The following is a 21567-nucleotide window of genomic DNA, read 5'->3' on the forward strand; positions in this document are numbered from 1 at the left end:
GAAGCGGATCGGCGGGCCGGACGCCGGAGGAGCGGCAAGGCGGGCGACAGGGGCGTCCCGGCCGTTCATCACCTCCGCGTCGTGCTCGTACGGGTGCACCGGCACGAGCGCGTGGCATCAGTCCTTGGCGCGATGCAGTTGTATCTGCCGGTTGACGAAGAGGTGCACGAAACCGCAACGCAGGCAGATCAGCCCGGTAGCGGTCTCGTCAGCCCAGGCCAGATTGAACAACTCCCCGCCCGTGCTGTTGAGTTTCACCCCCCGTTCGCGGAAGAGATCACTCTTGCAGACCTGGCACGTGATCCACATCTCTCCCAACGAGGCCCGTACCGCTTTGGCCATTGCATCCCCTTTGCCATGCCCGGCGCCGTGGCCGGGCCGTCAGTACCCCGTCGCTGCTGCTCGACTTGTGTTTGATCATCGTCGTGCAACCCGCCGTCCGGGAGGGCATTTGAGCAAGAACTGAGCACGAGTGCCCGACGCGGGTGCTCCTCCCCCGGCTGCTCCTCGCGTTGCGTGCCGGCCTCCTGACCCGGCCCGTTCTCCCCGCTCGGCCCACCGCCGCGCGAATTCCTCGTCCCGGCCGAGGCGTTCGGTGATGAGGCCGCCCAACGCCCGACCCTCCGGCCGCGCGGCGGAACCCGAGGGGGACGGCTGCTGCGCCTTTCGCCCGCTGGACCGACGGCCGGGTGCTGCTGCGCTCGTGGCGCGGAACGGGATGCTGGATACTCGCGGGATGGACGGATCAAGGGCTGACTGGATCAACACCACCCACGATTGGACCCGTGAGGTGGACCTGGGCCATCTCGCCCGGATTCGCCAGGAGCCGGAACGGTTCGCCCCCTGTGGCCCAGGACACCTCGTCCTCGAAGTCGTCGCCTACGCCGCCGATGAGGCGTCGAGCCGCGCGGGGGGCCGATGCCTGATCACTCTGCACGACGACGGCTCCGTGTCCGTAGGGGACGACGGGCGAGGCACCGACACGCGCGTCGACGGCCACGGCCGGATCGTGAAGAAGCCGGTGATGGCGACGAAGGACCTGAGGTTCTTCGACGCCCCGGATGCGGAGCGGCTTCCGGACGGGCATCCGCGTCGCGGCATGTCCGTCGTGGCGGCGCTCAGCGAGTGGCTGATCCACACCAACCGTCGCCACAACGGGGCCTGGAGCCGGCGCTATGAGCGCGGTGTTCCAGTGACTGACCTGATCCCCCTCGAGGCCGACGGAACCACGGGGACGCTCGTCCGCTTTCTGCCGGCCGAGTCGCTCTGCCCGCCGGGACCGTTGAACGCGGACGAACTGACACGGTGGACCGCGCACTGGCCCGACCTGGAGGTCCGGCTCGATGACCGACGAGGCAGAGCAGACCGGTCCGGTGAGAGCCTTCCCCGGTAGCGGCGAGGCCGGAGTGGCCGAGACGCCTGGCGAAGCCTCGCCCGCGCCTCACCGCCGGTCCGGGTGAGGGTGGAGCGGTCCACGCCGAACCGGCGGGCCGGCCCGTCGTGGGCGGCTCCATGGCGGAGGCCGGGTGGCGAGCCTGACCCGGTGACGCTCCTGCCACGACGGCTCGATCTCCCCGAGGGGTTCGACAGCCGCACCGGCCGTCAGGAGGAGGGGCCCGGGGCCGGGCCGACCGGTCGGGCGGGTCGACCGGTGGCGGTGGCGGTGTCGGGGTGGAAGGTGAAGACCTGGTCGAGGCCGACGATGGCCAGGATGCGCAAGGTGTTCTCCGGGACCGCGGCCAGGGCGATGCCGGCGCCGGCGGCCAGGGCCCGCTGACGGGCGGCGAGCAGGGCGGTGATACCGCTGGAGTCGCAGAATTCCATGCCCGCCAGGTCGATGACCAGGCGCCGGCCCGGAGCCAGGTCGAGGGCGTCGACCTGTTGGCGCAGGGCCGTGGCGTGGGCGTAGTCGAGGTCGCCGGCGACGTGTACGACGGGGCCGGTGGCGGTGTCTTCGCGGGTGATGTTCAGCGGGCTCATCGTGGTGGATCCGTCGCGGGGGTGGGGACGCCTAGGGCCAGGAGGGCGGTGTCGTCGTCGAGGCCGTCGCCGAATCCGGCCAGCAGTCCGGTCAGCGCGGTGATCACCTCCCGGGCGCCGGCGGGGGCGTGGCGGGTGGCGAAGTCGAGCAGGGCGTCTTCGCCGTACAGGCTGTCACGGCGGGGCCCGGTGCGCGCCTCGGTGAGGCCGTCGGTGTAGAGGAGGAGGGTTTCGCCGGGGGCGAGGGTGGTGGCGGCGGTGGAGAACTGGGCACCGGCCAGGGCCCCGACGAGCATGCCGCCGGGGGTGGGCAGGAAGTCGGCGTGGCCGTCCGCGCGCAGGGTGAGAGCCGGGGGGTGGCCGCCGGAGGCCAGGCGGACGCTGGTGCTGCCCGTCACGGGGTCGGGTTCGACGGTGCCGAAGATGGCGGTGCAGTAGCGAGGGTCGCCGGTGGCGGCGTACCGCTCGTGCAGCACCTGGTTCAGGGTGGTCAGGGCGGTGGCCGGTTCGGCGTCGTGCAGGGCGGCGGCCCGCAGGGTGTAGCGGGTCAGGGAGGTGACGGCGGCGGCCTGCGGGCCCTTGCCGCACACGTCGCCGAGGAAGAACGCCCACCGCCTGCCGTCGACCGGGAACAGGTCGTAGAAGTCACCGCCGAGCCGGTCGACGGAGGCGGTGTGGTAGTAGAAGGCGCTCTCCATTCCCGGGACCGCGGGCAGGGAGTCGGGCACCAGGGAGCTTTGCAGGACGGCGAGGGCTTCGGCCAGGCGGGCCCGGTCGGCCTCCGCCTGCTCGCGTGCCCGTTCCGCCTCCTGCCGGCGGCGCAGCAGCTCTTGTTCGTAAGCGCGGCGGTCGGAGGCGTCGAAGACGGTGGTGCGGATCAGCAGCGGTTCACCCTCGCTGCTGTACTTGAGCGCCGAGGAGATCAGCGCCGGCAGCCGGCCGCCGTCGGCGGTCTTCAGCTCCAGGGCGATGCCGCTCAGCGCGCCCTGCATGCGCAGCAGCGGCGCGAAGTGCGTCTCGTGGTAGAGCTTGCCGCCGACGGTGAGCAGATCGGCGAAACGCCTGTGCCCCACCACGGCCTCGCGTTCCATCCCCAGCCAGCCCAGCAAAGTGCTGTTGATCTTGGCGATGGTGCCGTCCAGCAGCGTCGACAGATACCCGCAGGGCGCCGACTCGTACAGCTCTTCGGCACTGTCCTCCAGCAGCGCGGTGAACTCCGCGTCCGTCCCCGTCCCGTTCCTGCGCCCGGGAGGCTCCGGAACCTCGCCCGTATGGCACATCACGGCAGGTCCGCCAGGAAGTCGAGTATCGCCGTGACGGTCACCTCCGGGGCGCTCAGCTGTGGGCAGTGCCCGGTGGCGTCCAGAGTGACCAGCCGGGAGGTGGGGATCGCGGCCTGCACGAAGGCACCGACCTCCCGGGGCGCGATGACGTCCTGGGCGCACTCCAGCACCAGTGTCGGCACCGTCACGGACTTCAGGTCCTGGCGGCTGTCGGACAGGAAGGTGGTGCGGGCGAAGACGCGGGCGATGTCGGGGTCGGTGGCGCAGAAGCTGTTGGTCAGCTCCTGTCCCAGCTGAGGCCGCTCCGGGTTGCCCATGATCACCGGGGCCATGACGGAGGACCAGCCCAGATAGTTCGACTCCAGGGAGGCCAGGAGCTCGTCGATGTCCTCCGCGCTGAAGCCGCCGCGGTAGCCGTCCTCGTCGATGTAGCAGGGCGAGGGGGTCACCATCACCAGCGCCCCGATCCGCTCCGGCGCGGCCTGGGCCGCCAGCACCCCGACCATGGCACTGACCGAATGGCCCACGAACACCGCCCGCCGGAGGTCGAGCGCCTCGCAGACGTCCACCACGTCGCGTGCGTAGCCGTGCAGCGAGGAGTACCGCTCCTCGCTCCAGGCCGTAAGGTCCGAGCCGCCGGAACCGACGTAGTCGAACAGCACCACCCGATACCGGGCGGCCAGGGCCGGCACGATCAGGCGCCACATGTTCTGGTCGCAGCCGAACCCGTGCGCCAGCACCACCACCGGCCCGTCCTCGCGTCCGGTGACCGTCACGTTGTTCCTGCGGGGGACATCCATACCGACCATCCTCTCACCTGGCCGAAAGTGCTCGGCAGGCGCACACCCGGCACGGTCGGGACGCCCGCGGGGGATCCGGCCGTCGGCCTCTCCGGATCGAGCCGCCGAGCGGGCATGCGGACCTCGTCCCGACGCCCGCTGCCCGCTCGCTGCCCGAGCGGGCCCAGCCGTCGCGGCCCGGCGTGATGGCCCGCGGTCCCGTCCCTGCCGTCCCGGGCGGCCGCCCGGGACGGCAGGGACGGGACCGATGGGGCGCCGGTCAGTCGGCCAGGGCGTGGTGGAGGGTTTCGCGGCACTCGATGACGGTGTCGATGCCGACGATCTGCAGCGTGCGCATCACGGTGCCGCCCGCTCCGGCCAGGCGCAGCCAACCGCCGGCTTCGGTGAGGGTGTGGTGGGCGGCGATGAAGAGATTGATGCCGCTGGAGTCCATGAAGGTCACCTGGCGCATGTCGACCACGACACGGGGACCCGCGGCGCCGGCCGCCTCCAGGGCCCGGTGGAGGATCTCGCCGGTGTGGTGGTCGATCTCTCCGGCCAGGGTCATCACGCGGATGCCGTCGGTGACGGTGGACGCGACCGTCAGCCCGTCGGTCTGCAGTGTCTGCTCGGCTTGTTCGGTGTCCGTGATCTCTCCCTCTGCCATACCGGTGATACTGGCACACTTGGACCTTCACCCGCAGTGCCGCCCCGCACGGTGCGGGTGGTGCCCTTGCTCCGGAAGGAACCGGAACCAGCAGGGGCATGCAGCGTGTGCCGCGGACGTGTGGGTACGCGCGAGGGTGTGAACGGGGCAGGGAAGGCGGGCCGCATGGGACCAGCACCGGCGGATGAGGACAGCGCCGCACCGAAGGAGCAGACCATACGGACCACGGTGGCCCTGGACGGCGACGGCGCGGACATCGCCCAGGCCCGCCACCTGGCCGCCGGCTTCCTCACCCGGGCACGGACCGAGCACGGACTGGTGGTCTCGGCCCGCGCCATGGACCTGACGCAGCTGGTGGTCAGCGAGCTGGTCACCAACGCCCGCAAGTACGCGCCCGGCCCGGTGCTGATGGACCTGCGGATCACCGGCGAGGCGGTCGAGATCGCGGTGTGGGACTCCGACCCGGTACTGCCCGTGGCCCGGGCCGCGGACGCGGGGCGGGTGGGGCAGCACGGCCTGGAGATCGTCATGGCCGTCTCCCAGGGCTTCGAAGCGCAGCGGGTACCGTCCGGCAAACGCATCACCGCCCGCATCCCCCTGCTGGACGCTCCCGGCGGTACCGCCGCCGGACACCGGCTGCGGTAGAGAGGGCGCGACCGCCCCCGGTCGGACACCGGATGAGGATGACGCTTCGTCCGGGGCTCGGAACGTCGGCGGGACCCCGCGGGCAGGAGCTGTGAGCCCTGGTCGAGCAGGCTCCGCATCCCCGGCCGGTACGAAGCCGGGCCGGAACCCGAGAAGGGGAGCCATCCGTCGGAGCGCTTCTCCAAGGCCCGTGCGGCGCCTCCCCGACGCCGGGGTCGCCGGTGAGGAGGCGAGCCTGATGGACTCACGGCATGACGACACCGCCGCGCCGCTTCCTCCCCGCCCTCGACCGGTTCAACGCCGTCCACCCCTGGGACCACAACGCCCACTACCACCGGTGGATCATGCGGCAGCTCCCCGAGACCTTCCGAACGGCCCTGGACGTCGGCTCCGGCACCGGCGACCTGGCCAGACTCCTGGCCACACGTGCCACGGCGGTGGACGCGATCGACTCCGATCCGGCGATCGTCGCCCGGGCGCAGGGAATGACCCCTGCGGATGCTCCGGTGACCTTCATCACCGCGGACGCGCTCACCGGGACCCCCGCCGCTTCCTACGACGTCATCACCTGTGTCGCCGCCCTTCACCACCTGCCGTTCACCGACGCCCTCGCCCACTTCCGCCGGCGCCTGGCACCCGGGGGGACTTTGGCGGTCGTCGGGCTCTGGCGTGCGCAGACCCCCGGCGACCACCTGCTCGGTGCCGCCGCCGTTCCGCTGAACGCCGCAATGGGCTGGATCAAGAACAAGGGCCGCACTCCATGCCTACCGGCCTCGATGACGGCAACCGTCCGGCCGGCGGCCATGAGTTACCCCGAGATCGTCCGCGAAGCCCGACGCACACTGCCCGGTGCACGACTGCGCCGCCGGCTGTTCTGGCGCTACACACTGGTGTGGCACCAGCACTGAGCCCGAAGGCTGCACAAGCCGCCGGCGGCCGTCCTCCCACCCGATCGCCACCCTTGCGGAAGCGTGAGGACTGATCGGCCGTGACCTGGGCAATAGGCTCGGTGCCGTCGCCGATCCGCGACGGGGGAGGAAGACATGACGACCGTGAAGGCCTACTGGCACGAGGACGCCGCCTGCCGTGGCGCGGACCCGGACGAGCTGTTCGCGGACAGCGCCCGCCAGAAGCGCGCCAAGACGATGTGCGGCAACTGCCCGGTGCGCGTCGAGTGCCTGGTGGAGGCACTCGACAACCGCATCGAATGGGGAGTGTGGGGAGGCATGTCCGAGCGCGAACGCCGCGCACTGCTGCGCCGCCGACCCCATGTCGCCTCCTGGCGGCACGTCCTGGACGACGCCCGCCGCGAGCAGCGACGGTCCCACGCCGGCTGACCGGCCGCCGGTCGGTGGAGGCGGACAGCCTGGTGCCGGCCAGGGGGGGGCTGCTTGCGCGCCGGTGGTCCGCGGGCACGGTGCCGTGGCGCGGCCGGGCGGCGGAGTCCCTGACGGCGTCCGCAGCGGCCCGCTCGGCGTCCGTCCCCGGCGTCCACGGCGCAGGGGACGGACGGGCGAGTCCTGAGGGCAGGTGGTGAGGGCTTCCCGGTCAGCCTGCCGCCGTCACCGGGTTCCGGCCGGGACCAGGTGATCGCCGGGGATACCGGACTTCTCGGGCCGGTAGTAGTCCCTGATCCCGTCCGCCCAGGTGGACACGCGGATGCGGTCCTCCCCGTCCGGGCCGAAGGCCTGGAAGAGTGCCTCGATGTTGGGCCGCTCGAAGCCGATCGCGATCATCAGCGCGATGAACTCGGGGCGGGCGACGAAGCCGTCGCCGTCCGGATCGCCCATCGCGGCGAGCGCTTCGGCGAACTCGTCCACGGCGGCGTCGAACCGCTGTGGGTCGAGGACGACGGAAGTGAATTCCGCGGGACTGACACGGCCGTCGCCGTTGGCGTCCAGCTCGTTCAGGAGCGTTTCGCCGTAGCGGCGGAAGGCGCCGGCGAGCCTGTTCTTCGCGGCCTCGCCGGCAGCCGGTACGGCGGCCACGACGCGCTCGCTCATCAAGTCGAAGTCGGAGGGCTCCAGGTACCCGTTCCCGTCGGCGTCGAAGAGGGAGAAGACCAGCTCGACGCGGTCGGTCGCCTCGGTGGTGGGCATCATGACGCATCCCTGCCTTTGCTGTGGAACGTTGCTGTGAATGAACGCGCCGAGGGCGGCGCCCCGGCGGCTGACCCACTATCCAGGCGTTTCGCCCGCCCCGGCGGGAGAGCGCGGTACTTCCCACACGAAGGGAGGGAATCCGAGCGTCCGCGCATGGAGCGGGGTGAGTGCGGACATCATCGTGCCCGGGCGCGGGAGCCCGTCGCGGCCCGGGCGGTTCTCCCGCCCGGCTCGAGAAGGACAGCGCGCAGCCGCGCACCGGTCTCATGTCGGCAGTCCCACCCCGTGTCGTTCGATGCTCGCCGCCGGCCCGGTGGAACCCTTCCGAGCGGTCGTCCTCCCGGCCGTCATCACGGCCGGGCCGCTACCGCTCCGGCTTGTCCGCGAACACCCACCGGTTGCCCGCCAGTGCGTCGTTCTCCTCGGGCAGCGGACCGCGTCCGTGCCGGTGGGTGAAGTCGAAGGGAGTGCGGACCGAAGTGGACCAGCCGCTGCTCGCCAGACGGGCCGCGGAGTCGGGCCGCTGCTCCTTGCTGAACAGGTCGAGCAGGTCGATGCCGAGCTGCTCGTAGGTCGACGTGTACAGCGGGCTGTCCCGGTACGCCAGCAGGTCCTTCTCGAGCTTGACCTCGAACGCCAGGGCGCTGCCCGCCGCACTCAGCCGGTCCACCGTGCCGATCAGGCTGGTCTCGGCCGCGTTGGGGAGGTAGAACAGCAGCCCCTCGGCCAGCCACGCGGTGGGGGCCGCCGGATCGAAGCCGGCCGCCCTCAGCGCACCGGCCCAGTCGGCGCGCAGGTCGACCGCGATCGGCACGCGCGTCGCCCTGGGGACGGCCGACAGCGCGCCCAGCACCTCGTGCTTGAACCCGAGGACGCCGCCCCTGTCGATCTCGAAGACCACGCAGTCGGGGGGCCAGTCGAGTCGGAACGCCCGTGCGTCCAGCCCCGCCCCGAGCAGCACCACCTGGCGGACGCCACCTGTCCGGACCGACCGGAGCAGGAAGTCGTCGAGGACGCGGGTTCGCAGACCGAAGTAGCGGGCGAAGCGTCCCCACAACGGGTTCGCGTCCCCGCCCGGGGCCTGGTCCAGGCGGACCGGCCAGTGCGCGGACGCCGGGGCGGAGCGCACGAAGTGCTCCGCGTAGACGTCCTGGGCGAGGCTGTCCGGGCGGTGGGTCTCGATCGCCCGTGCCGCGGCGACCAGGAGGGCGGTCAGGCCGACCCCTCCCTCCACGCCGTCCGCGACGGTGCCGCGCGGTGCCGTGTCGACCATGCGTTCTCCCTGGTTCGAGTGGGGGCTGACGTCGCTCGGGGACGGCAGCTCGGACGGGTGGTTCCGTGGAACACCTCGTTCATCGCCCCCGTCCGTCCGGGATCAGTACGGGTTTGACGACGCGGCCCGTGTCGCAGTCGTGTTCGGCCTTGTTGATGTCGGCGAGCGGATAGGTGCGGATCAGCCGGTCGAAGGGGAACCGCCCGGCCTGCCAGAGCGCGGTCAACCGCGGGATCAGCAGTCCGGGCACCGCGTCGCCCTCGCAGATGTGGGAGATACCGCGTCCGCGGTCCAGTGTTCCCGGTTCGAGCGGCAGCGCGGTGTGGAGCCGTGCCACGAGGCCGAGGCGGCCGGTCGGACGCAGTGACCGGAGCGCGTCGTTGATCAGCCTGGCGGATCCCGTGGTGTCCAGCGCGTACATCACCCCGCCCCCGGTCAGCCGCCGGATGCGGTCGGGCAGGCCGTCCGATGCGGCAGGGAGCGGGAGGGCGTGGAGACTCTCGGCGAGGGCCAGCCGGCCGGGATGCCGGTCGACGGCCACCGTCACCGCCCCGGAGGCGTGGGCCGCCATCACCGCGGCCAGGCCCACCGCCCCCGCGCCGAAGACCGCGAGGGTGTCACCGGGGCCGGCACCGAAGGAGTTGAAGACCGCTCCGGCGCCGGTGAGGAAGCCGCAGCCGAGCGGCCCGAGCAGTTCCAGGGGCAGGGAGGGATCGACCCGGACGGCGTTGCGGGCCGGGACCACCGCGTACTCGGCGAACGAGGACTGGCCGAACCAGCGAGGCGCCAGGGCGGCACCGGCCGTGTCGGTGAATCGCGCGGCGTTCTCCCCGCGCCCGCCGAAGAGGTTCAGCGAGGCGAAGGAGTCGCAGTAGGCGGGGGCCGCGCCCCTGCAGCTGCGGCAGTGTCCGCAGGAGTCGAAGCTCAGCACGACGTGGTCGCCGACGCGCAGGCCGGTGACCGCGCTCCCCGTCTCCACCACGACTCCGGCCCCTTCGTGCCCGAGGACGGCCGGCAAGGGGGAACGGCCCGCCGACCGCCGGACCGCGAGATCGGTGCGGCACATCCCGCATCCCGCGATCCGGACCAGGACCTCGCCCCCGGCCGGCCCCTCCGCCAGCGTCACCTCCTCCACGGTGAAGGGGCCCCCGTACGAACGCAGTACCGCCGCGCCGAACTTCACTTCACGCCTCCTCGGGTCGGTGCACGACGAACGGTCTGAGGTTCCCGTAGAGCCCCCAAGGGCCGCCCGCGACACCGACACCGCTGTCCTTGGCGCCCGCGAAGGGCTGGGCGAGGGACAGTTCGGCGTGGTGGTTGATCCAGGCGGTTCCGCACTCCAGGCGGTCGGCCACGGACGCGGCCAGGTCGAGGTCGGTCCCCCACACCGAGCCGCCCAGGCCGAAGCCCGTGCCGTTGGCCGCCCCGACGGCTTCGTCGAGCGTCTCGTACGGCAGCACCGGCAGGACGGGACCGAACTGCTCCTCCGTCACCACCGGGCTGTCGGCCGGCACATCGGCCAGGACCGTCGGAGCGAAGAAGTACCCCGGACGGTCCAGACGGTGCCCGCCGGCAGCGGCTCGAGCGCCGTCTGCCAGGGCCCGGGCCGTGTAGTGCTCGACGCGGGCCAGTTGGGGGGCGTTGTTCACCGGACCGAGCCGCGAGTCCGGATCGAGCCCGGGTCCGACGACGACCGTCCTCGCCCGGTGCGCGAGCGCCTCCACCACCCGTGGGTAGTGGCGGACCGGGGCGTAGACCCGCTTGACCGCCATGCAGACCTGCCCGCAGTTGCGGAACGCGGCCCAGAACAGCCGGTCCGCGATCTTCTCCACGTCGACGTCGTCCAGCAGGACGGCGGCGTCGTTGCCGCCCAGTTCCAGGGTGACCCGCGCGAGCGAGGCCGCCGCGCTCGCGGCGACGCCCCGTCCCGTGGCGGCCGAACCGGTGAAGGTCACGTGGCGGATGCCCGGATGCGACGCGAGACGTGCGCCGAGGGGTTCCCGTCCGGTGACGATCGTCAGCACGCCTTCGGGCAGGGCGCCGGAGAGGACGGACCCCAGCAGCCGTGTGGCGAGGGGCGTGAACGGAGAGGGCTTGAGCACCATCGTGTTGCCCGCGGCGAGCGCAGGCGCGAACTTCGCCGCCGCGAGCTGCAGGGGGAAGTTCCACGGGACGATCGCGGCGACGGGCCCGAGCGGTCGCCACCGCAGTTCGCTGCGCACGGGGCGGCCGTCCGTGATCGGCTGCGTCCCGGCATCCAGCTCGGCGAAGTAGCGCAGCCGGGCGGCCGTACGGGCCACTTCCGCGTGCGACTCGGTCAACGGTTTGCCCTGTTCACGGGTGAGCAGGGGGGCCAGCTCGGCCGCGGCCGCCTCGACGGCGTCCGCCGCCGTGAGCAGCGCGCTCGTGCGGGCGGCCGGGTCGGTCCGCCAGCCGTACCAGGCCGCGTGGGCCCGGCCGACGATCGCGTCCAGCTCCTTCGGCCGTCGGTCGGGAACCTCGTCGAATCCCTCGCCCGTCGCCGGATCGACGACGGTGAAGCGACCGCCCCGGTCACCGGGCGCGTGACGGGGACGTCCGGTCGTCACGGCGGCGGTCAGCTCGCCGCGGCGGCGGCCGCCTGTTCCCGGACGTGCCGGTCCATCTCCGCCCGGAAGGCGGCCACCAGGTGGGGCCGGATCCGGCCCGCGTTGCGGTCGCCCCCCTCGCAGACCGCCCCGCGCACCCCGACGATGTCCGTTCTGATACGAGCCAGCTCGCCCAGGTCGCCGGCCTTGACACTGCCCGCCAGCGCGGCGAGGAGCCCGGCGCCGTGAGCGCGCCGCACGAACTCGGCGCAGACGTCGGGCGGGACGTGGTCGAACAGCCGTGTCCCGTCCTTGACCGCGGTGTCGAGCATGGCGGCGTCGGCGCCGGAACGGGCGGCGATGTCGGGCAGTGCGAGCGGGTTGACGCAGCCGATGCGGTGGGCGTCGGCGTAGCCCGAGGCGACGACGAACGCGTCCGCCCGGTGGTCCTTCACGGCCCGGACGACCCCTCGCATGACCTCGACGGCCTGTTCGGGCGTCGTGCACCCGTAGAGGCCGACCTTGATGTAGGTGGCTCCGGACACGGCCGCACCGAGCGCCGCCTGGGCCACCGTGCCGGGCTTGTACGGCACGTCCCCCACCGTGGCGGAGACCGGCTTGTCCGACGGAACCGCGTCGCGTATCTCCCTGATGACCCACGGGAAGTTCGCGCCGAGCGAGCCCTCGTCGGGCTTCTTGACGTCGACGATGTCGAGGTGCTCGGCCGCCTTCGCGCAGTCGAGGGCTTCGTCGACGCCGTCGGGAGAGATGAGAAGCAACAAGGTGAGATCCTTCCCCGGCACGCCCACCCGCCCACGGCGGATGCGCGGATTCGCCTGGCTCACGTGCGGTCCGCACATCATTTCCGCGGTCGTCGGTCCTCGGCAGGGCGCGCGGAGTGACGAAAGGATCGTTGTCACGAGGCGCCCACGCCCCGCGCAACGCGCCGTTCGCGCTGCGCCGGCCGTGCGCGGGTGCGCCGGCGGCTCCGGCTCCTCGGACCCCGTCGTCCCGGCCGTCTCCCGGGCCGGTCGATGTCATCCCCCCGCCCGGTGGCCGCCTCCACATTCCTGGCCCACGGTGAGCCGGGCGACCGACGACGACGCGGAGCGCCTCGACGGCCCGGCCCTCGTCGGCTCCCTCACACGCGAAAGGTCGTGCTCATGGTGACGCCCCGCCACGTTCCGAGGACGCGGACAGGTGCCGTAGCCGTAGCCCGGTCCCGCCCGGACGGTGACGCGACCGGCTCGTGGCATGCCGGCGGAACAGCCCGGTTTGATAATCTGCGGCGATGAACGAGGCGTTGGACGAGGGACCTTTCTTCCACGGCACGAAGGCCGAACTGCGGGTCGGAGACCACCTCACCGCCGGTTTCCGTTCCAACTACCGGCCCGACATCGTGATGAACCACATCTATTTCACCGCCTTGCGCGACGGCGCTGGGCTCGCCGCCGAACTCGCCCCCGGCGACGGGGCCCCGCGCGTGTACGTCGTCGAACCGACGGGGGAGTTCGAGAACGATCCGAACGTCACCGACAAGAAGTTCCCCGGCAATCCCACCCGCTCCTATCGCAGCAGGGAACCGCTCCGGATCGTCGGCGAGATCACCGACTGGACGCGGCAGACACCCGAAGCCCTTCAGATGTGGCGGGACCGACTGGCCGCGATCCGCCTGGACGACCGCGCCGAAATCATCAACTAGGGCCTGCCCGGCCGAGCATGTCCAAAGCCGCGTGACCAGTGCCGCCGCTGTGGTGGCGCCGAGGCGGATGCAACCGCGCTCGTCGCATCGGGTGGCGTTTGCCCGGAACCGTTCGAGCCGCTCGACGTCACGCGGGCGGGGCTGTCGGACACGGCGGTCGCCCACTGGAGCCGGTCCGCGGCCACCGGTCAGGTGAACGGACCCGGGCCGCCCCGGCGCTCCTCCCGGTCCCGCCCCCGTCACGGCGGGGGCGGGGCTTCTTCCGTTCGCGGCCCACCGCGGTGCGAGGAGGCTCACGAAGCGTCGTCCCCGCACCGGCAGCACCACCGCCAAGGACCTCACGCCGGACGAGCCGCGGGCCGTCGAGCCGGCCACGGCCGTCGTCGCGGAAGGCACCGTCGCGCACCGCGTCGCGCTCGTCGGCTTCCGGGCCGGGGCCGACCGTGCAGGAGCCCCCGGAGGGGTGATAGTGGACGGATGGAACAGCGCATCCACGCCGGTCTCTTCACCCGTGTCTTCGGCCCCCCTCCGTGCCCGGGCACGCCGACGGTGGTGCTGGTGCACGGACTCGGACTCTCGGGGCGCTACTTCGTACCGCTGGCGCGGCGGCTGGCGGCGAGGGGGGTCACCGTGCTCGTGCCGGACCTGCCGGGCAACGCGCGGTCACGGACCGCCGTACGCCGGGTGCCCGACGTGGTGCGGACCGCCGACGCCCTTGCCGGCTGGCACCGGCAGCTCGTGTTGGGGCCGAGTCTGCTGGTGGCCAACTCGGTCGGCTGCCAGGTGGTCGCGGCTCTCGCAGCCCGCCACCCGGGTCTGGTCCGCCGGCTCGTCCTGCTCGGCCCGGCGCTCACACCGGGGGCGTCCGCCTGGCGCCAGGGCGGTCGACTGCTCGCGGACGCGTTGCGGGAGCCGCTCTCCCTGACCGGGGTGGCCGCGGCGGACTACCTGCTCACCGGCCCCCTGCGTTTCGCCGTGTCCCTGCGCCACGCGCTGCGGGACGCCGCCTCGGCATTCGAGGGTCACCTGGCCCGGGTCGTCGTGCCGACGCTCGTCGTACGCGGGGCCGGTGACACCATCGCCCCCGAGGCCTGGACCCGGCGCGTGGCACGGCTGGTCGCCGACGGACGCGCGACCGAGGTACCGGGCGCCGCGCACGCGGCGCACTACAGCGCGCCGGAAGCCGTGGCCGAGCTGATCGAGGAATTCGCGGCAGGGGAGCACCCATGAAACCACCGGCCCCGTCCGGCCCGCCCGAACGTTCCCCGTCCTCGCAGGGGGCCCGCCGTCCGCCTTCCACCCGTACGGCCCGCCGGTCGCCGTGGGTGCGCCTGCTGCCCGGCATCTCCTCCGAACGCCGCGGCTTCGTCCTCGCGTGGTGGGGGTTCGCCCTCACCTTCGGCGGCATGCGCCTGCTCACCTGGCTGATCCACATCGACGTGGCCGGAGTGGGGGACGTCCAGGCCGGTGGCGTGCACATCCACCACTACGTGTGGGGCATCCTGCTGCTCGCGGTGGTGGGGGCGGCGGGCCTGGTGAAACGCTCGGCACGCGCGCGTGCCTGGATGGGGCTCGCCTACGGCGTCGGCATGGCCCTGGTCGTCGACGAGGCGGCACTGCTGATCAGCCTGGAGGACGTGTACTGGGACACCGAGGGCTGGGTCAGCATCGCGCTGGCCATCGCCCTGATCGCCGTGGTGGGAGGCGTACTCGCGATGACACGCGGGCGGCGTGACCGGGCTCGGGACCGGGACGACGGCTGGGCCGACGAGCGAGGGTCGTCTCCGCGCCCGCGGAGGTGACCCCGGCCCCGGGGCCGGCGACGCGCGGCACGAGGAGCCGTCCCCGTGCCGGGCGCCCGGGTGCGGAGAGCGGCCTCGCGTCCGCCACCCGCACGGCTCAGGGCGCACCGACCGCTGACCGCCGCCTTCCGCGCGTGCCGTGCCGCGGGCCGGGGGCGTTACGCGAGGGGCGGGCGCAGGTCCAGGAGACAGTGGGTCAGTTCCATCAGGCGCTTGCGGGCCTCGGGATCGTACGCCTGCTCGTGGGCGCGCGCGTCGGTGAACCGGTCGAAGTAACGCCCGGTGGTGCCTTCCAGCTCCGGGTCGAGCACCAGCCGCACGGTGGGCCGCACGCCCTCCTCGATGCCGGTGACCGGGGTCAGGCCGTACGCGCGCACTCCCGCGGTGTCCATCAGATGAGCGGGGTGGAGGGTGTTGACCGTGACGCCGGTCCCTTCCAGTTCGGCGGCCAGCTCGAACGTCGCCGTGATCATCGCGAGCTTGCTGCGACAGTACGCGCGCAGGCCCTCGTAGTCCCGCTCCAGCATCACGTCGTCGAAGTCGACGGCCTCCTGCCCTATCGAGGCGACGTTGACCACGCGGGCGGGCGCGGAGGCGGTGAGCAGGGGCAGCAGGTCGCGGGTGAGGGCGTACGGGGCGAGGTGGTTGACGGCGAACCGCAGCTCGTGTCCCTGCCGGCTCAGTTCCCGGCGGAGGGGCTCCGCGCCGCCGCCGGCGACGGCGTTGTTGACCAGTGCGTCAAGGCGGGGTTCGGCGGCGCGGATCCGGGCGGCCATGTCGTGCACCTGGTCGAGGTCGGCCAGGTCCGCGAGGTAGGTGCGCACGGAGGCCCCGGCGACGGTGTCCCTCACCTCGGAGGCCACCGCCTCGATGCGTGCGCGGTCGCGGCCGTGCAGCAGGACGGTGTGGCCCCGCTCGGCGAGTGCGAAGGCGATGCCACGGCCCAGGCCCTGGCTCGCGCCGGTGATCAGAATGGTGCGTCGGCTCATGTCGGTCATCCTGAGCGGAGGGCGGGTGGTGCGAAGAGAGTGTGATGAGCCTGGTGTCAGCACCACCAGGCACCACGGACGACAACGGTGACGGCAGGTCCAGGGTCTCCGGCTCCGACCGGGCCGCACCACCGACGGCCGGTTTCGTCCACGGACGGCGGTTCCGGCGCGGGTCCCGTGCAGCGGCCGTCGCGGCGGACGTCGCGGTGCTGTCGGCGGACGTGCCGCTGTCCGCCGTGGCCCGCCGTCCGAGTCGGCCCGGGTGGAGACGACGTCATCGAGCCCGGTCACCCACCGGTCACCACCGTCGCCGTACGCGGCAAGGGCCTCCGCCGGCAGTACCCGGCCCGGCGTCCGGCGGTGACCCGTCACCGGCGGGCGGCAGACGCGTTCCCGAACGCCGGGATGCCGGTGGCCGGTCGCCTTCGAGGAGTGCCGGTCGTGTGCCGCCGGCGCGGCGCCGGCCCGCGGGGTGAGGGATCCGACGCCCTCCCGGGCTCGCTCCGACGGGCGGGGGCCGTCGACGCGCAGGGGCGGACCAGCGCATGCCAGGGCGGCGGCGGTGTCAGGCGAGGGCGACGACCAGCAGGGTGAAGGCGGCGATGATGACGGCGACGCGGACGTAGTGGTAGCGGTTCCAGCGGTGCAGCTGCTGCTTCCAGTCGGCGGGCCGGTTGTCGGGGGTCCAGGTCCTGTTCCGGTTGTTGATCGGGACGAGCAGCAGGACCGACATGACCACGCTGAGGGTCAGCAGTCCGGCGGCGGTGACGACGAGTCCGGCGCCGTGGTGGTGCCGCCCGGCGACGGCCCAGATCGCGCTGAGGACGAGCGAGCCCGTGTACCAGAACGGCATCAGGGTGCCGAGCATCCGGCCGCCGTGGGCGTGACCGAGCTGGCCGCTGTCCTCGGGAAGGGCGTCCAGGATCCGGCTCATGATGAAGGCGACGGAGAACTCCACTCCCACCATCAGGCCGACGATCACGGTGGTGACGACTCCGAGTGTGTCGAGCACGACGATCCCTCCGTTGAACTAGCGCTGCTAGAAGATGAATCAACGCTAGCGCTGCTGCCGCTCGCTTGTCTAGCGATGCTAGGATCGCTTCATGTCAGTGAAGGAGCGCAAGGAGCGCGAACGGGCGGAGCGCGAACGCCTCATCGTGAGGACAGCCCGCGAACTCGCCGAGCAGCAGGGCTGGGACGCGGTCACCACCCGCCGGCTCGCCGAGCGCATCGAATACAGTCAGCCCGTCCTCTACAGCCACTTCCGTGGCAAACGGGAGATCATCGGCGCCGTCGCCCTGGAGGGCGCCGCCGAGCTGGCCGCCGCGGTGCGGGCCGCGACCTCCGCCGAGGACGACCCGCGCGCTCGGGTCGCCGCCCTGGCCCGTGCCTACCTCGACTTCGCCGCGCGCAACCCGGCGGTCTACGACGCCTTGTTCCAGCTCGACGGCGGTCTGGCGTACGCGCAGGAGGACACCCCGGAGCCTTTGAAGGACGCCTTCGCCGCGCTGATGGAGAGCCTGGCCGAGGTCGCCGGGGACGGCGTCGACCCGGGGCTGTTCACCGAGGTGTTCTGGGCGTCCCTGCACGGCCTGGCGACCCTGACGCGCGCGGGCCGCCTGCTGCCCGAGTACGCCGAGCCGAGGGTGGAGCTGTTGGTGGACCGGCTCGCCATGCTCTGACGCCCCGTCCCACGGGCACGCGGCCGGGGCCCTGCGGCCCCGCCGCTCGCGCGCCCTGGCCGAGGACGCCGAGGGCGGTGTCGGCCGGCGGCGGACGCACGCCGCCACCCGCCGGCGCGGTGCCTCGATCGCCCGCAGGGACACCACCCACGGATCCGCCCGGGCAGGGCCGGGTGGGTCGTCGAGCGGGCCTTCGTCCGGCTCCACCGGTCCGAACGCCCGCGGACCCGCTACGAGACACGCGCCGGCCCCGCCACGGACCGCTCCGTCTCGCCTGCGGCGTCACCCGCTCACGACGCCCTTGAACCTCGTCCTGAAACGGTCGGTGAGGACCGTACGGGCCGGTCCGCCCGTACGGAGGCCCCGAGGGCCCCTGCCCCGGGAGGAGGCGCGCCGTTCCGGCTCGTGCGAGACCACGGCGGCGTGAGGCCGTCCGTGCCCCGCCTGGGGCGGGGCACGGGATCCTCGGCGCGGGCCTCCTCCCCGCCCCGGGTGAAGACGGTGTCGAGGCGGCGGTGGCGCACGTCCGCCCGGACGACGACGCGCACGCCCGCGAGGCGCCGGTCAGTCTCCGTCCGGCGCTCCGTGGCTGCGCACGACCTCCTTGACCTTGGCCAGCGCGAAACCCCAGCCCTGCTCGACCGTCGGCTTGGCCGGAACGGCGATCTCGTCGGGATTGGTGAGGACGTCGAGCAGCACCGGGCCCGGGGTGCGGAAGGCGCGTTCCAGGGCGCTGTCCACGTCGGCGGGGTCCGTCACGCGGATGCCGGTGATGCCCATGGCCTCGGCCACGGCGGCGAAGTCGGGGTTGTCGAGCACCGTGCCGAACTCGGGCAGGCCGGCCTGCTCCTGCTCGAGTTTCACCATGCCGAGCCGGCGGTTGTCGAAGAGGACCAGCTTGACGGGCAGCCGGTACGTCTTCAGTGTCATGAGGTCACCGAGGAGCATGCTCAGTCCGCCGTCACCGCAGAAGGCGACGACCTGTCGCTCGCGGTCCAGGAACTGGGCCCCCAGGGCCTGGGGCATGGCGTTGGCCATCGAGCCCAGGTTGTAGGAGCCGATGAGGCGTCGCTCGTCCCGCATCTCGACGAAGCGCGACAGCCACACCGTGGCCATGCCCGTGTCGGAGGTGAAGACCGCGTCGTCGGCCGCGAGGCGGTCCACGGCCGCGGCCAGGGCCTCCGGCCGGATGCCGTGGGCACGGTTGTCCAGTGCGGAGCGGAGGCGTCCCACGACGCCCTTGTCGTGCGACGGGTCGGCGAGCCGGGCTTGGCCCGCACGCCACCGGTCGAAGCGTTCACGTGCCTTCTCCAGGTGCGAGCGGTCACGCGGTCCCCCGGACCCGGCGGGTGCGGCGGCGAGGTGCTCCAGCAGGTCGCGCACGGTGGAGCCGGCGTCCCCCACCAGCCCCACGTCCACCGGGACGCGGCGTCCGATGTGGGTCGCCTCGGTGTCCACCTGGATCACGGTCCGGCCCTCGGGATACCAGTCCCGGTAGGGGAAGTCCGTGCCGAGCAGCAGGAGCGTGTCCGCGTCCTGGAGGGCCTCCGCCGCGGCGGGATTGCCGATCAGCCCCGTCTGGCCGACCTGGAAGGGGTTGGCGTCGCCCTCGAAGCCGGCCTTGGCCTTCAAGGTGAGCACCATGGGCGCGGCCAGGCGGTCGGCGAGGGCGAGAACGTCCTGCCGGGCGGCCCGGGCGCCGTTGCCGACGAGCAGCGTGACACGCCCGGACCGGTCGAGGAGTTCCGCGGCGCGGCGGACGGCGGACTCGTCCGGGCGGCTCAGCGGGGGATTCAGGGAGAACCGGGCCGGTCGGTCGGCGGTCAGTTCGCGCTCGCCCAGGTCGCCCGGCACGGTGAGGACGGCCACGCCCTTGCGGCCCAGTGCGTGGCGCACGGCCGTCTCCAGCATCTGCGGCAGCTGATCGGGCGAGGTGACGGTCGCGCGGAAGACGGCCACGTCGCTGAAGAGGGCGTCGTTGTCGACCTCCTGGAAGTAGTCGCTGCCGACTTCGGACAGCGGCACCTGGCCGGCGATCGCCAGCACCGGGGCATGGCTCTTGGCCGCGTCGTACAGCCCGTTGAGGAGGTGCACGGAGCCGGGCCCGACGGTGCCCATGCACACGCCGAGGGTGTCGGTGAGCTGCGACTGGGCGCTCGCGGCGAAGGCGGCCGCCTCCTCGTGCCGGCAGCCCACCCACTCCAGGCCGTCGGTGGTGCGGATGGCGTCCGTCAGGGGATTGAGGGCGTCTCCCACGACGCCGAACACTTGGCGCACGCCGAGCTCGCTCAGCGCGTCCACGATCACTTGGGCAACGGTACGGGCCACGTGAGTCCTCCAGGTCACACGGTGAAACGATCGGGATCGGCGGCCTTCCAGTCGGCCGCCCAGGAAACCGGTGGCTCGACGAGCAACTGCCCCGGCTCGAGCCACTCGTACAGCTCCTCGTAGGAGCGTTCGGTGATGGGGTCGATCCGCCGGCGGAGCATGTGCGGGCGCAGCTCCGCGGGGTCGGTGACCCCCATGGACGCCATGATCTGCAGGGCGCTCGCCACGGTCGCCTCCTGGAAGCGCCGGACGCGCGGTGCCTTGTCCCGCACGTCCAGGGCACGGGCGCGGCGGGGGTCCTGGGTCGTGACACCAGTGGGGCAGGTGTTGGTGTGGCACCGCTGCGCCTGGATGCAACCGACGGCGAACATCATCGCCCGTGCCGCGTTGCCGTAGTCGGCGCCCTGCACCATGCGCTTGACGAGGTCGGTGCCCGTGGCGATCTTGCCGCTCGCGCCGACCCTGATCCGGTCGCGCAGGCCCGTCCCCACGAGGGCGTTGTGCACCGTGAGCAGGCCCTCGGTGAGCGGGGCGCCCACGTGGTCGGCGAACTCCAGCGGTGCCGCGCCGGTCCCGCCCTCGGCGCCGTCCACCACGATGAAGTCGGGCGCGGTGCCCTCCTCCAGCATGGCCTTGCACACGGCCAGGAACTGCCGGCGCGAGCCCACGCACAGCTTGAACCCGGCGGGCTTGCCACCGGACAGCTCGCGCATGCGCGCGACGAAGCGCACGAGTTCGCGGGGGGTGGAGAAGACCCGGTGGTACGGCGGTGAGACGACCGTACGCCCCTCGGGCACGCCCCGGACCCGGGCTATCTCGGAGTCCACCTTGGGGCCCGGCAGCACACCGCCGATGCCGGGCTTGGCGCCCTGCGACAGCTTCAGGGACACGCACTTGACGTGGTCGTGCGCGGCCTTGTCGGCGAACTGCGCCGCGTCGAAGCCGCCGTCCGGGGTGCGGCAGCCGAAGTACCCGGTGCCGATCTCCCACACCAGGTCGCCCCCCGGACGCAGGTGGTACTCCGACAGGCCGCCCTCGCCGGTGTCGTGGGCGAACCCGCCCGCCGCGGCACCGCCGTTGAGAGCCAGCACCGCGTTGGCCGACAGCGAGCCGAAGCTCATCGCCGACACGTTCAGCAGGGCCATGTCGTACGGCCGGGAACAGTCCGGCCCGCCGATCCGTACGCGTGGCGGGGAGTCGGGCACCGGGCACGGCGCCATCGACGGGACCAGGAACTCGTAGCCGGGCTGGTACACGTCCCGTTCGGTGCCGAACGGTTCCTCGGCGTCGGTGCCCTTGGCCCGCTCGTAGACGATGCTGCGCACGTCCCGGTCGAAGGGACGGCCGTCGAAGTTCCGCTCGACGAAGTACTGCTGCAGCTCCGGACGTATGCGCTCCAGGAGGAAGCGGGCATGGCCGAGCACGGGATAGTTGCGCAGCACCGAATGCCGGCGCTGCACCAGATCCCGCACGGCCAGCAGACCCAGCAGGAGCACCGGGACGGCCGCGAACAACCACCAGGGGGAGGCCAGGGCCGCGGCCAGGGCCGCCAGTACGCCTGCGACGAGGACGAGAACGACGATTGCGATGCGTGTCACCACTAGCTCATTGCCGTGTGATCGCTCTCCAGTCCTGTGGTTGCCTCAAAGGTCCGCCAAGCGCGGTGACCGGCCTCGCCCGCCCTCCCCGCTGCTCGATGCCGAGCGAGGGCAGGGCGTCACCCGCCGGCCTGCCCACCGCGTCCACGTGGTCGCCGCGCGCGTCCGGA

22 protein-coding genes are annotated in these 21567 nt (G+C 72.7%); 8 read left to right on the forward strand and 14 right to left on the reverse strand.

Annotated elements, in window-relative coordinates; all coding sequences use genetic code 11:
- Positions 1-117: 117 nt before the first annotated feature.
- The gene (locus ACZ4V6_RS05145) at positions 118-342 is read right to left on the reverse strand and encodes a hypothetical protein (protein ID WP_030182720.1); all 225 of its coding nucleotides are present in this window, start codon (positions 340-342) and stop codon (positions 118-120) included.
- A gap of 394 nt (positions 343-736) precedes the next feature.
- On the opposite strand from ACZ4V6_RS05145, the gene ACZ4V6_RS05150 reads away from it, so the two are divergent.
- Complete coding sequence (locus ACZ4V6_RS05150) at positions 737-1393, forward strand: ATP-binding protein (protein WP_467822625.1); 657 nt, start codon at positions 737-739, stop codon at positions 1391-1393.
- A 209-nt stretch (positions 1394-1602) separates the two neighbouring features.
- Here ACZ4V6_RS05150 and ACZ4V6_RS05155 read toward each other — a convergent pair whose 3' ends face one another.
- The 4 genes from ACZ4V6_RS05155 to ACZ4V6_RS05170 all read right to left on the reverse strand — a co-directional run bounded on the left by ACZ4V6_RS05155 (position 1603) and on the right by ACZ4V6_RS05170 (position 4709).
- A complete protein-coding gene (locus ACZ4V6_RS05155; protein ID WP_467822627.1) occupies positions 1603-1980 on the reverse strand; it encodes an STAS domain-containing protein in 378 nt (125 codons plus the stop codon).
- Positions 1977-3260, reverse strand: coding sequence for a PP2C family protein-serine/threonine phosphatase (locus ACZ4V6_RS05160; RefSeq protein WP_467822629.1), 1284 nt, complete (start codon positions 3258-3260; stop codon positions 1977-1979). The genes ACZ4V6_RS05155 and ACZ4V6_RS05160 overlap by 4 nt, the downstream gene beginning before the upstream one ends.
- Entirely contained in the window at positions 3260-4063 is an 804-nt protein-coding gene (locus ACZ4V6_RS05165; protein ID WP_467822630.1) for an alpha/beta fold hydrolase, read from the reverse strand. Before ACZ4V6_RS05165 ends, ACZ4V6_RS05160 begins: the two co-directional genes overlap by 1 nt.
- 259 nt (positions 4064-4322) lie before the next feature.
- The gene (locus ACZ4V6_RS05170; RefSeq protein WP_467822632.1) at positions 4323-4709 is read right to left on the reverse strand and encodes an STAS domain-containing protein; all 387 of its coding nucleotides are present in this window, start codon (positions 4707-4709) and stop codon (positions 4323-4325) included.
- A 165-nt stretch (positions 4710-4874) separates the two neighbouring features.
- On the opposite strand from ACZ4V6_RS05170, the gene ACZ4V6_RS05175 reads away from it, so the two are divergent.
- The 3 genes from ACZ4V6_RS05175 to ACZ4V6_RS05185 all read left to right on the forward strand — a co-directional run bounded on the left by ACZ4V6_RS05175 (position 4875) and on the right by ACZ4V6_RS05185 (position 6691).
- Complete coding sequence (locus ACZ4V6_RS05175; protein ID WP_467822633.1) at positions 4875-5354, forward strand: ATP-binding protein; 480 nt, start codon at positions 4875-4877, stop codon at positions 5352-5354.
- A 251-nt stretch (positions 5355-5605) separates the two neighbouring features.
- Complete coding sequence (locus tag ACZ4V6_RS05180; protein WP_467822635.1) at positions 5606-6262, forward strand: class I SAM-dependent methyltransferase; 657 nt, start codon at positions 5606-5608, stop codon at positions 6260-6262.
- A 135-nt stretch (positions 6263-6397) separates the two neighbouring features.
- Complete coding sequence (locus tag ACZ4V6_RS05185) at positions 6398-6691, forward strand: WhiB family transcriptional regulator (protein WP_467822636.1); 294 nt, start codon at positions 6398-6400, stop codon at positions 6689-6691.
- A 225-nt stretch (positions 6692-6916) separates the two neighbouring features.
- Here the strand turns inward: ACZ4V6_RS05185 and ACZ4V6_RS05190 are convergent, their stop codons facing one another.
- The 5 genes from ACZ4V6_RS05190 to ACZ4V6_RS05210 form a co-directional block, all read right to left on the reverse strand.
- On the reverse strand, positions 6917-7456 hold the full coding sequence (locus ACZ4V6_RS05190) for an EF-hand domain-containing protein (protein WP_467822638.1): 540 nt from the start codon (positions 7454-7456) through the stop codon (positions 6917-6919).
- Between the two features lie 364 nt (positions 7457-7820).
- A complete protein-coding gene (locus ACZ4V6_RS05195) occupies positions 7821-8729 on the reverse strand; it encodes a class I SAM-dependent methyltransferase (protein WP_467822639.1) in 909 nt (302 codons plus the stop codon).
- A gap of 79 nt (positions 8730-8808) precedes the next feature.
- Positions 8809-9912 carry an NAD(P)-dependent alcohol dehydrogenase gene (locus tag ACZ4V6_RS05200; protein ID WP_467822640.1) on the reverse strand — a complete coding sequence of 368 codons (1104 nt, stop codon included), beginning with the start codon at positions 9910-9912 and terminating at the stop codon, positions 8809-8811.
- Between the two features lies 1 nt (position 9913).
- Positions 9914-11317 carry an aldehyde dehydrogenase family protein gene (locus ACZ4V6_RS05205; RefSeq protein ID WP_467822641.1) on the reverse strand — a complete coding sequence of 468 codons (1404 nt, stop codon included), beginning with the start codon at positions 11315-11317 and terminating at the stop codon, positions 9914-9916.
- An 8-nt stretch (positions 11318-11325) separates the two neighbouring features.
- A complete protein-coding gene (locus ACZ4V6_RS05210) occupies positions 11326-12078 on the reverse strand; it encodes a (5-formylfuran-3-yl)methyl phosphate synthase (protein ID WP_467822642.1) in 753 nt (250 codons plus the stop codon).
- 509 nt (positions 12079-12587) lie between these two features.
- On the opposite strand from ACZ4V6_RS05210, the gene arr reads away from it, so the two are divergent.
- From arr to ACZ4V6_RS05225, 3 genes are all read left to right on the forward strand, one after another.
- The gene (gene arr / locus ACZ4V6_RS05215) at positions 12588-12998 is read left to right on the forward strand and encodes an NAD(+)--rifampin ADP-ribosyltransferase (protein ID WP_467822644.1); all 411 of its coding nucleotides are present in this window, start codon (positions 12588-12590) and stop codon (positions 12996-12998) included.
- A gap of 477 nt (positions 12999-13475) precedes the next feature.
- A complete protein-coding gene (locus ACZ4V6_RS05220) occupies positions 13476-14228 on the forward strand; it encodes an alpha/beta fold hydrolase (RefSeq protein ID WP_467822645.1) in 753 nt (250 codons plus the stop codon).
- Entirely contained in the window at positions 14225-14800 is a 576-nt protein-coding gene (locus ACZ4V6_RS05225; RefSeq protein WP_467822646.1) for a hypothetical protein, read from the forward strand. Before ACZ4V6_RS05220 ends, ACZ4V6_RS05225 begins: the two co-directional genes overlap by 4 nt.
- Before the next feature lie 158 nt (positions 14801-14958).
- Here ACZ4V6_RS05225 and ACZ4V6_RS05230 read toward each other — a convergent pair whose 3' ends face one another.
- Positions 14959-15789: an SDR family NAD(P)-dependent oxidoreductase gene (locus tag ACZ4V6_RS05230; RefSeq protein ID WP_467822647.1), complete on the reverse strand. Its 831-nt coding sequence runs from the start codon at positions 15787-15789 to the stop codon at positions 14959-14961.
- Positions 15790-16354: 565 nt separating this feature from the next.
- Positions 16355-16801 carry an anthrone oxygenase family protein gene (locus ACZ4V6_RS05235; protein WP_467822649.1) on the reverse strand — a complete coding sequence of 149 codons (447 nt, stop codon included), beginning with the start codon at positions 16799-16801 and terminating at the stop codon, positions 16355-16357.
- 91 nt (positions 16802-16892) lie between these two features.
- Here ACZ4V6_RS05235 and ACZ4V6_RS05240 point away from each other — a divergent pair, with 91 nt between their 5' ends.
- Positions 16893-17471, forward strand: coding sequence for a TetR/AcrR family transcriptional regulator (locus tag ACZ4V6_RS05240; protein ID WP_467822650.1), 579 nt, complete (start codon positions 16893-16895; stop codon positions 17469-17471).
- Positions 17472-18035: 564 nt separating this feature from the next.
- Here ACZ4V6_RS05240 and ACZ4V6_RS05245 read toward each other — a convergent pair.
- Complete coding sequence (locus tag ACZ4V6_RS05245) at positions 18036-19799, reverse strand: thiamine pyrophosphate-dependent enzyme (protein ID WP_467822651.1); 1764 nt, start codon at positions 19797-19799, stop codon at positions 18036-18038.
- A gap of 14 nt (positions 19800-19813) precedes the next feature.
- Positions 19814-21397 carry an FMN-binding glutamate synthase family protein gene (locus tag ACZ4V6_RS05250; protein ID WP_467822652.1) on the reverse strand — a complete coding sequence of 528 codons (1584 nt, stop codon included), beginning with the start codon at positions 21395-21397 and terminating at the stop codon, positions 19814-19816.
- Between the last annotated feature and the right edge of the window lie 170 nt (positions 21398-21567).

The organism is Streptomyces sp. NPDC029152 (assembly GCF_055564355.1).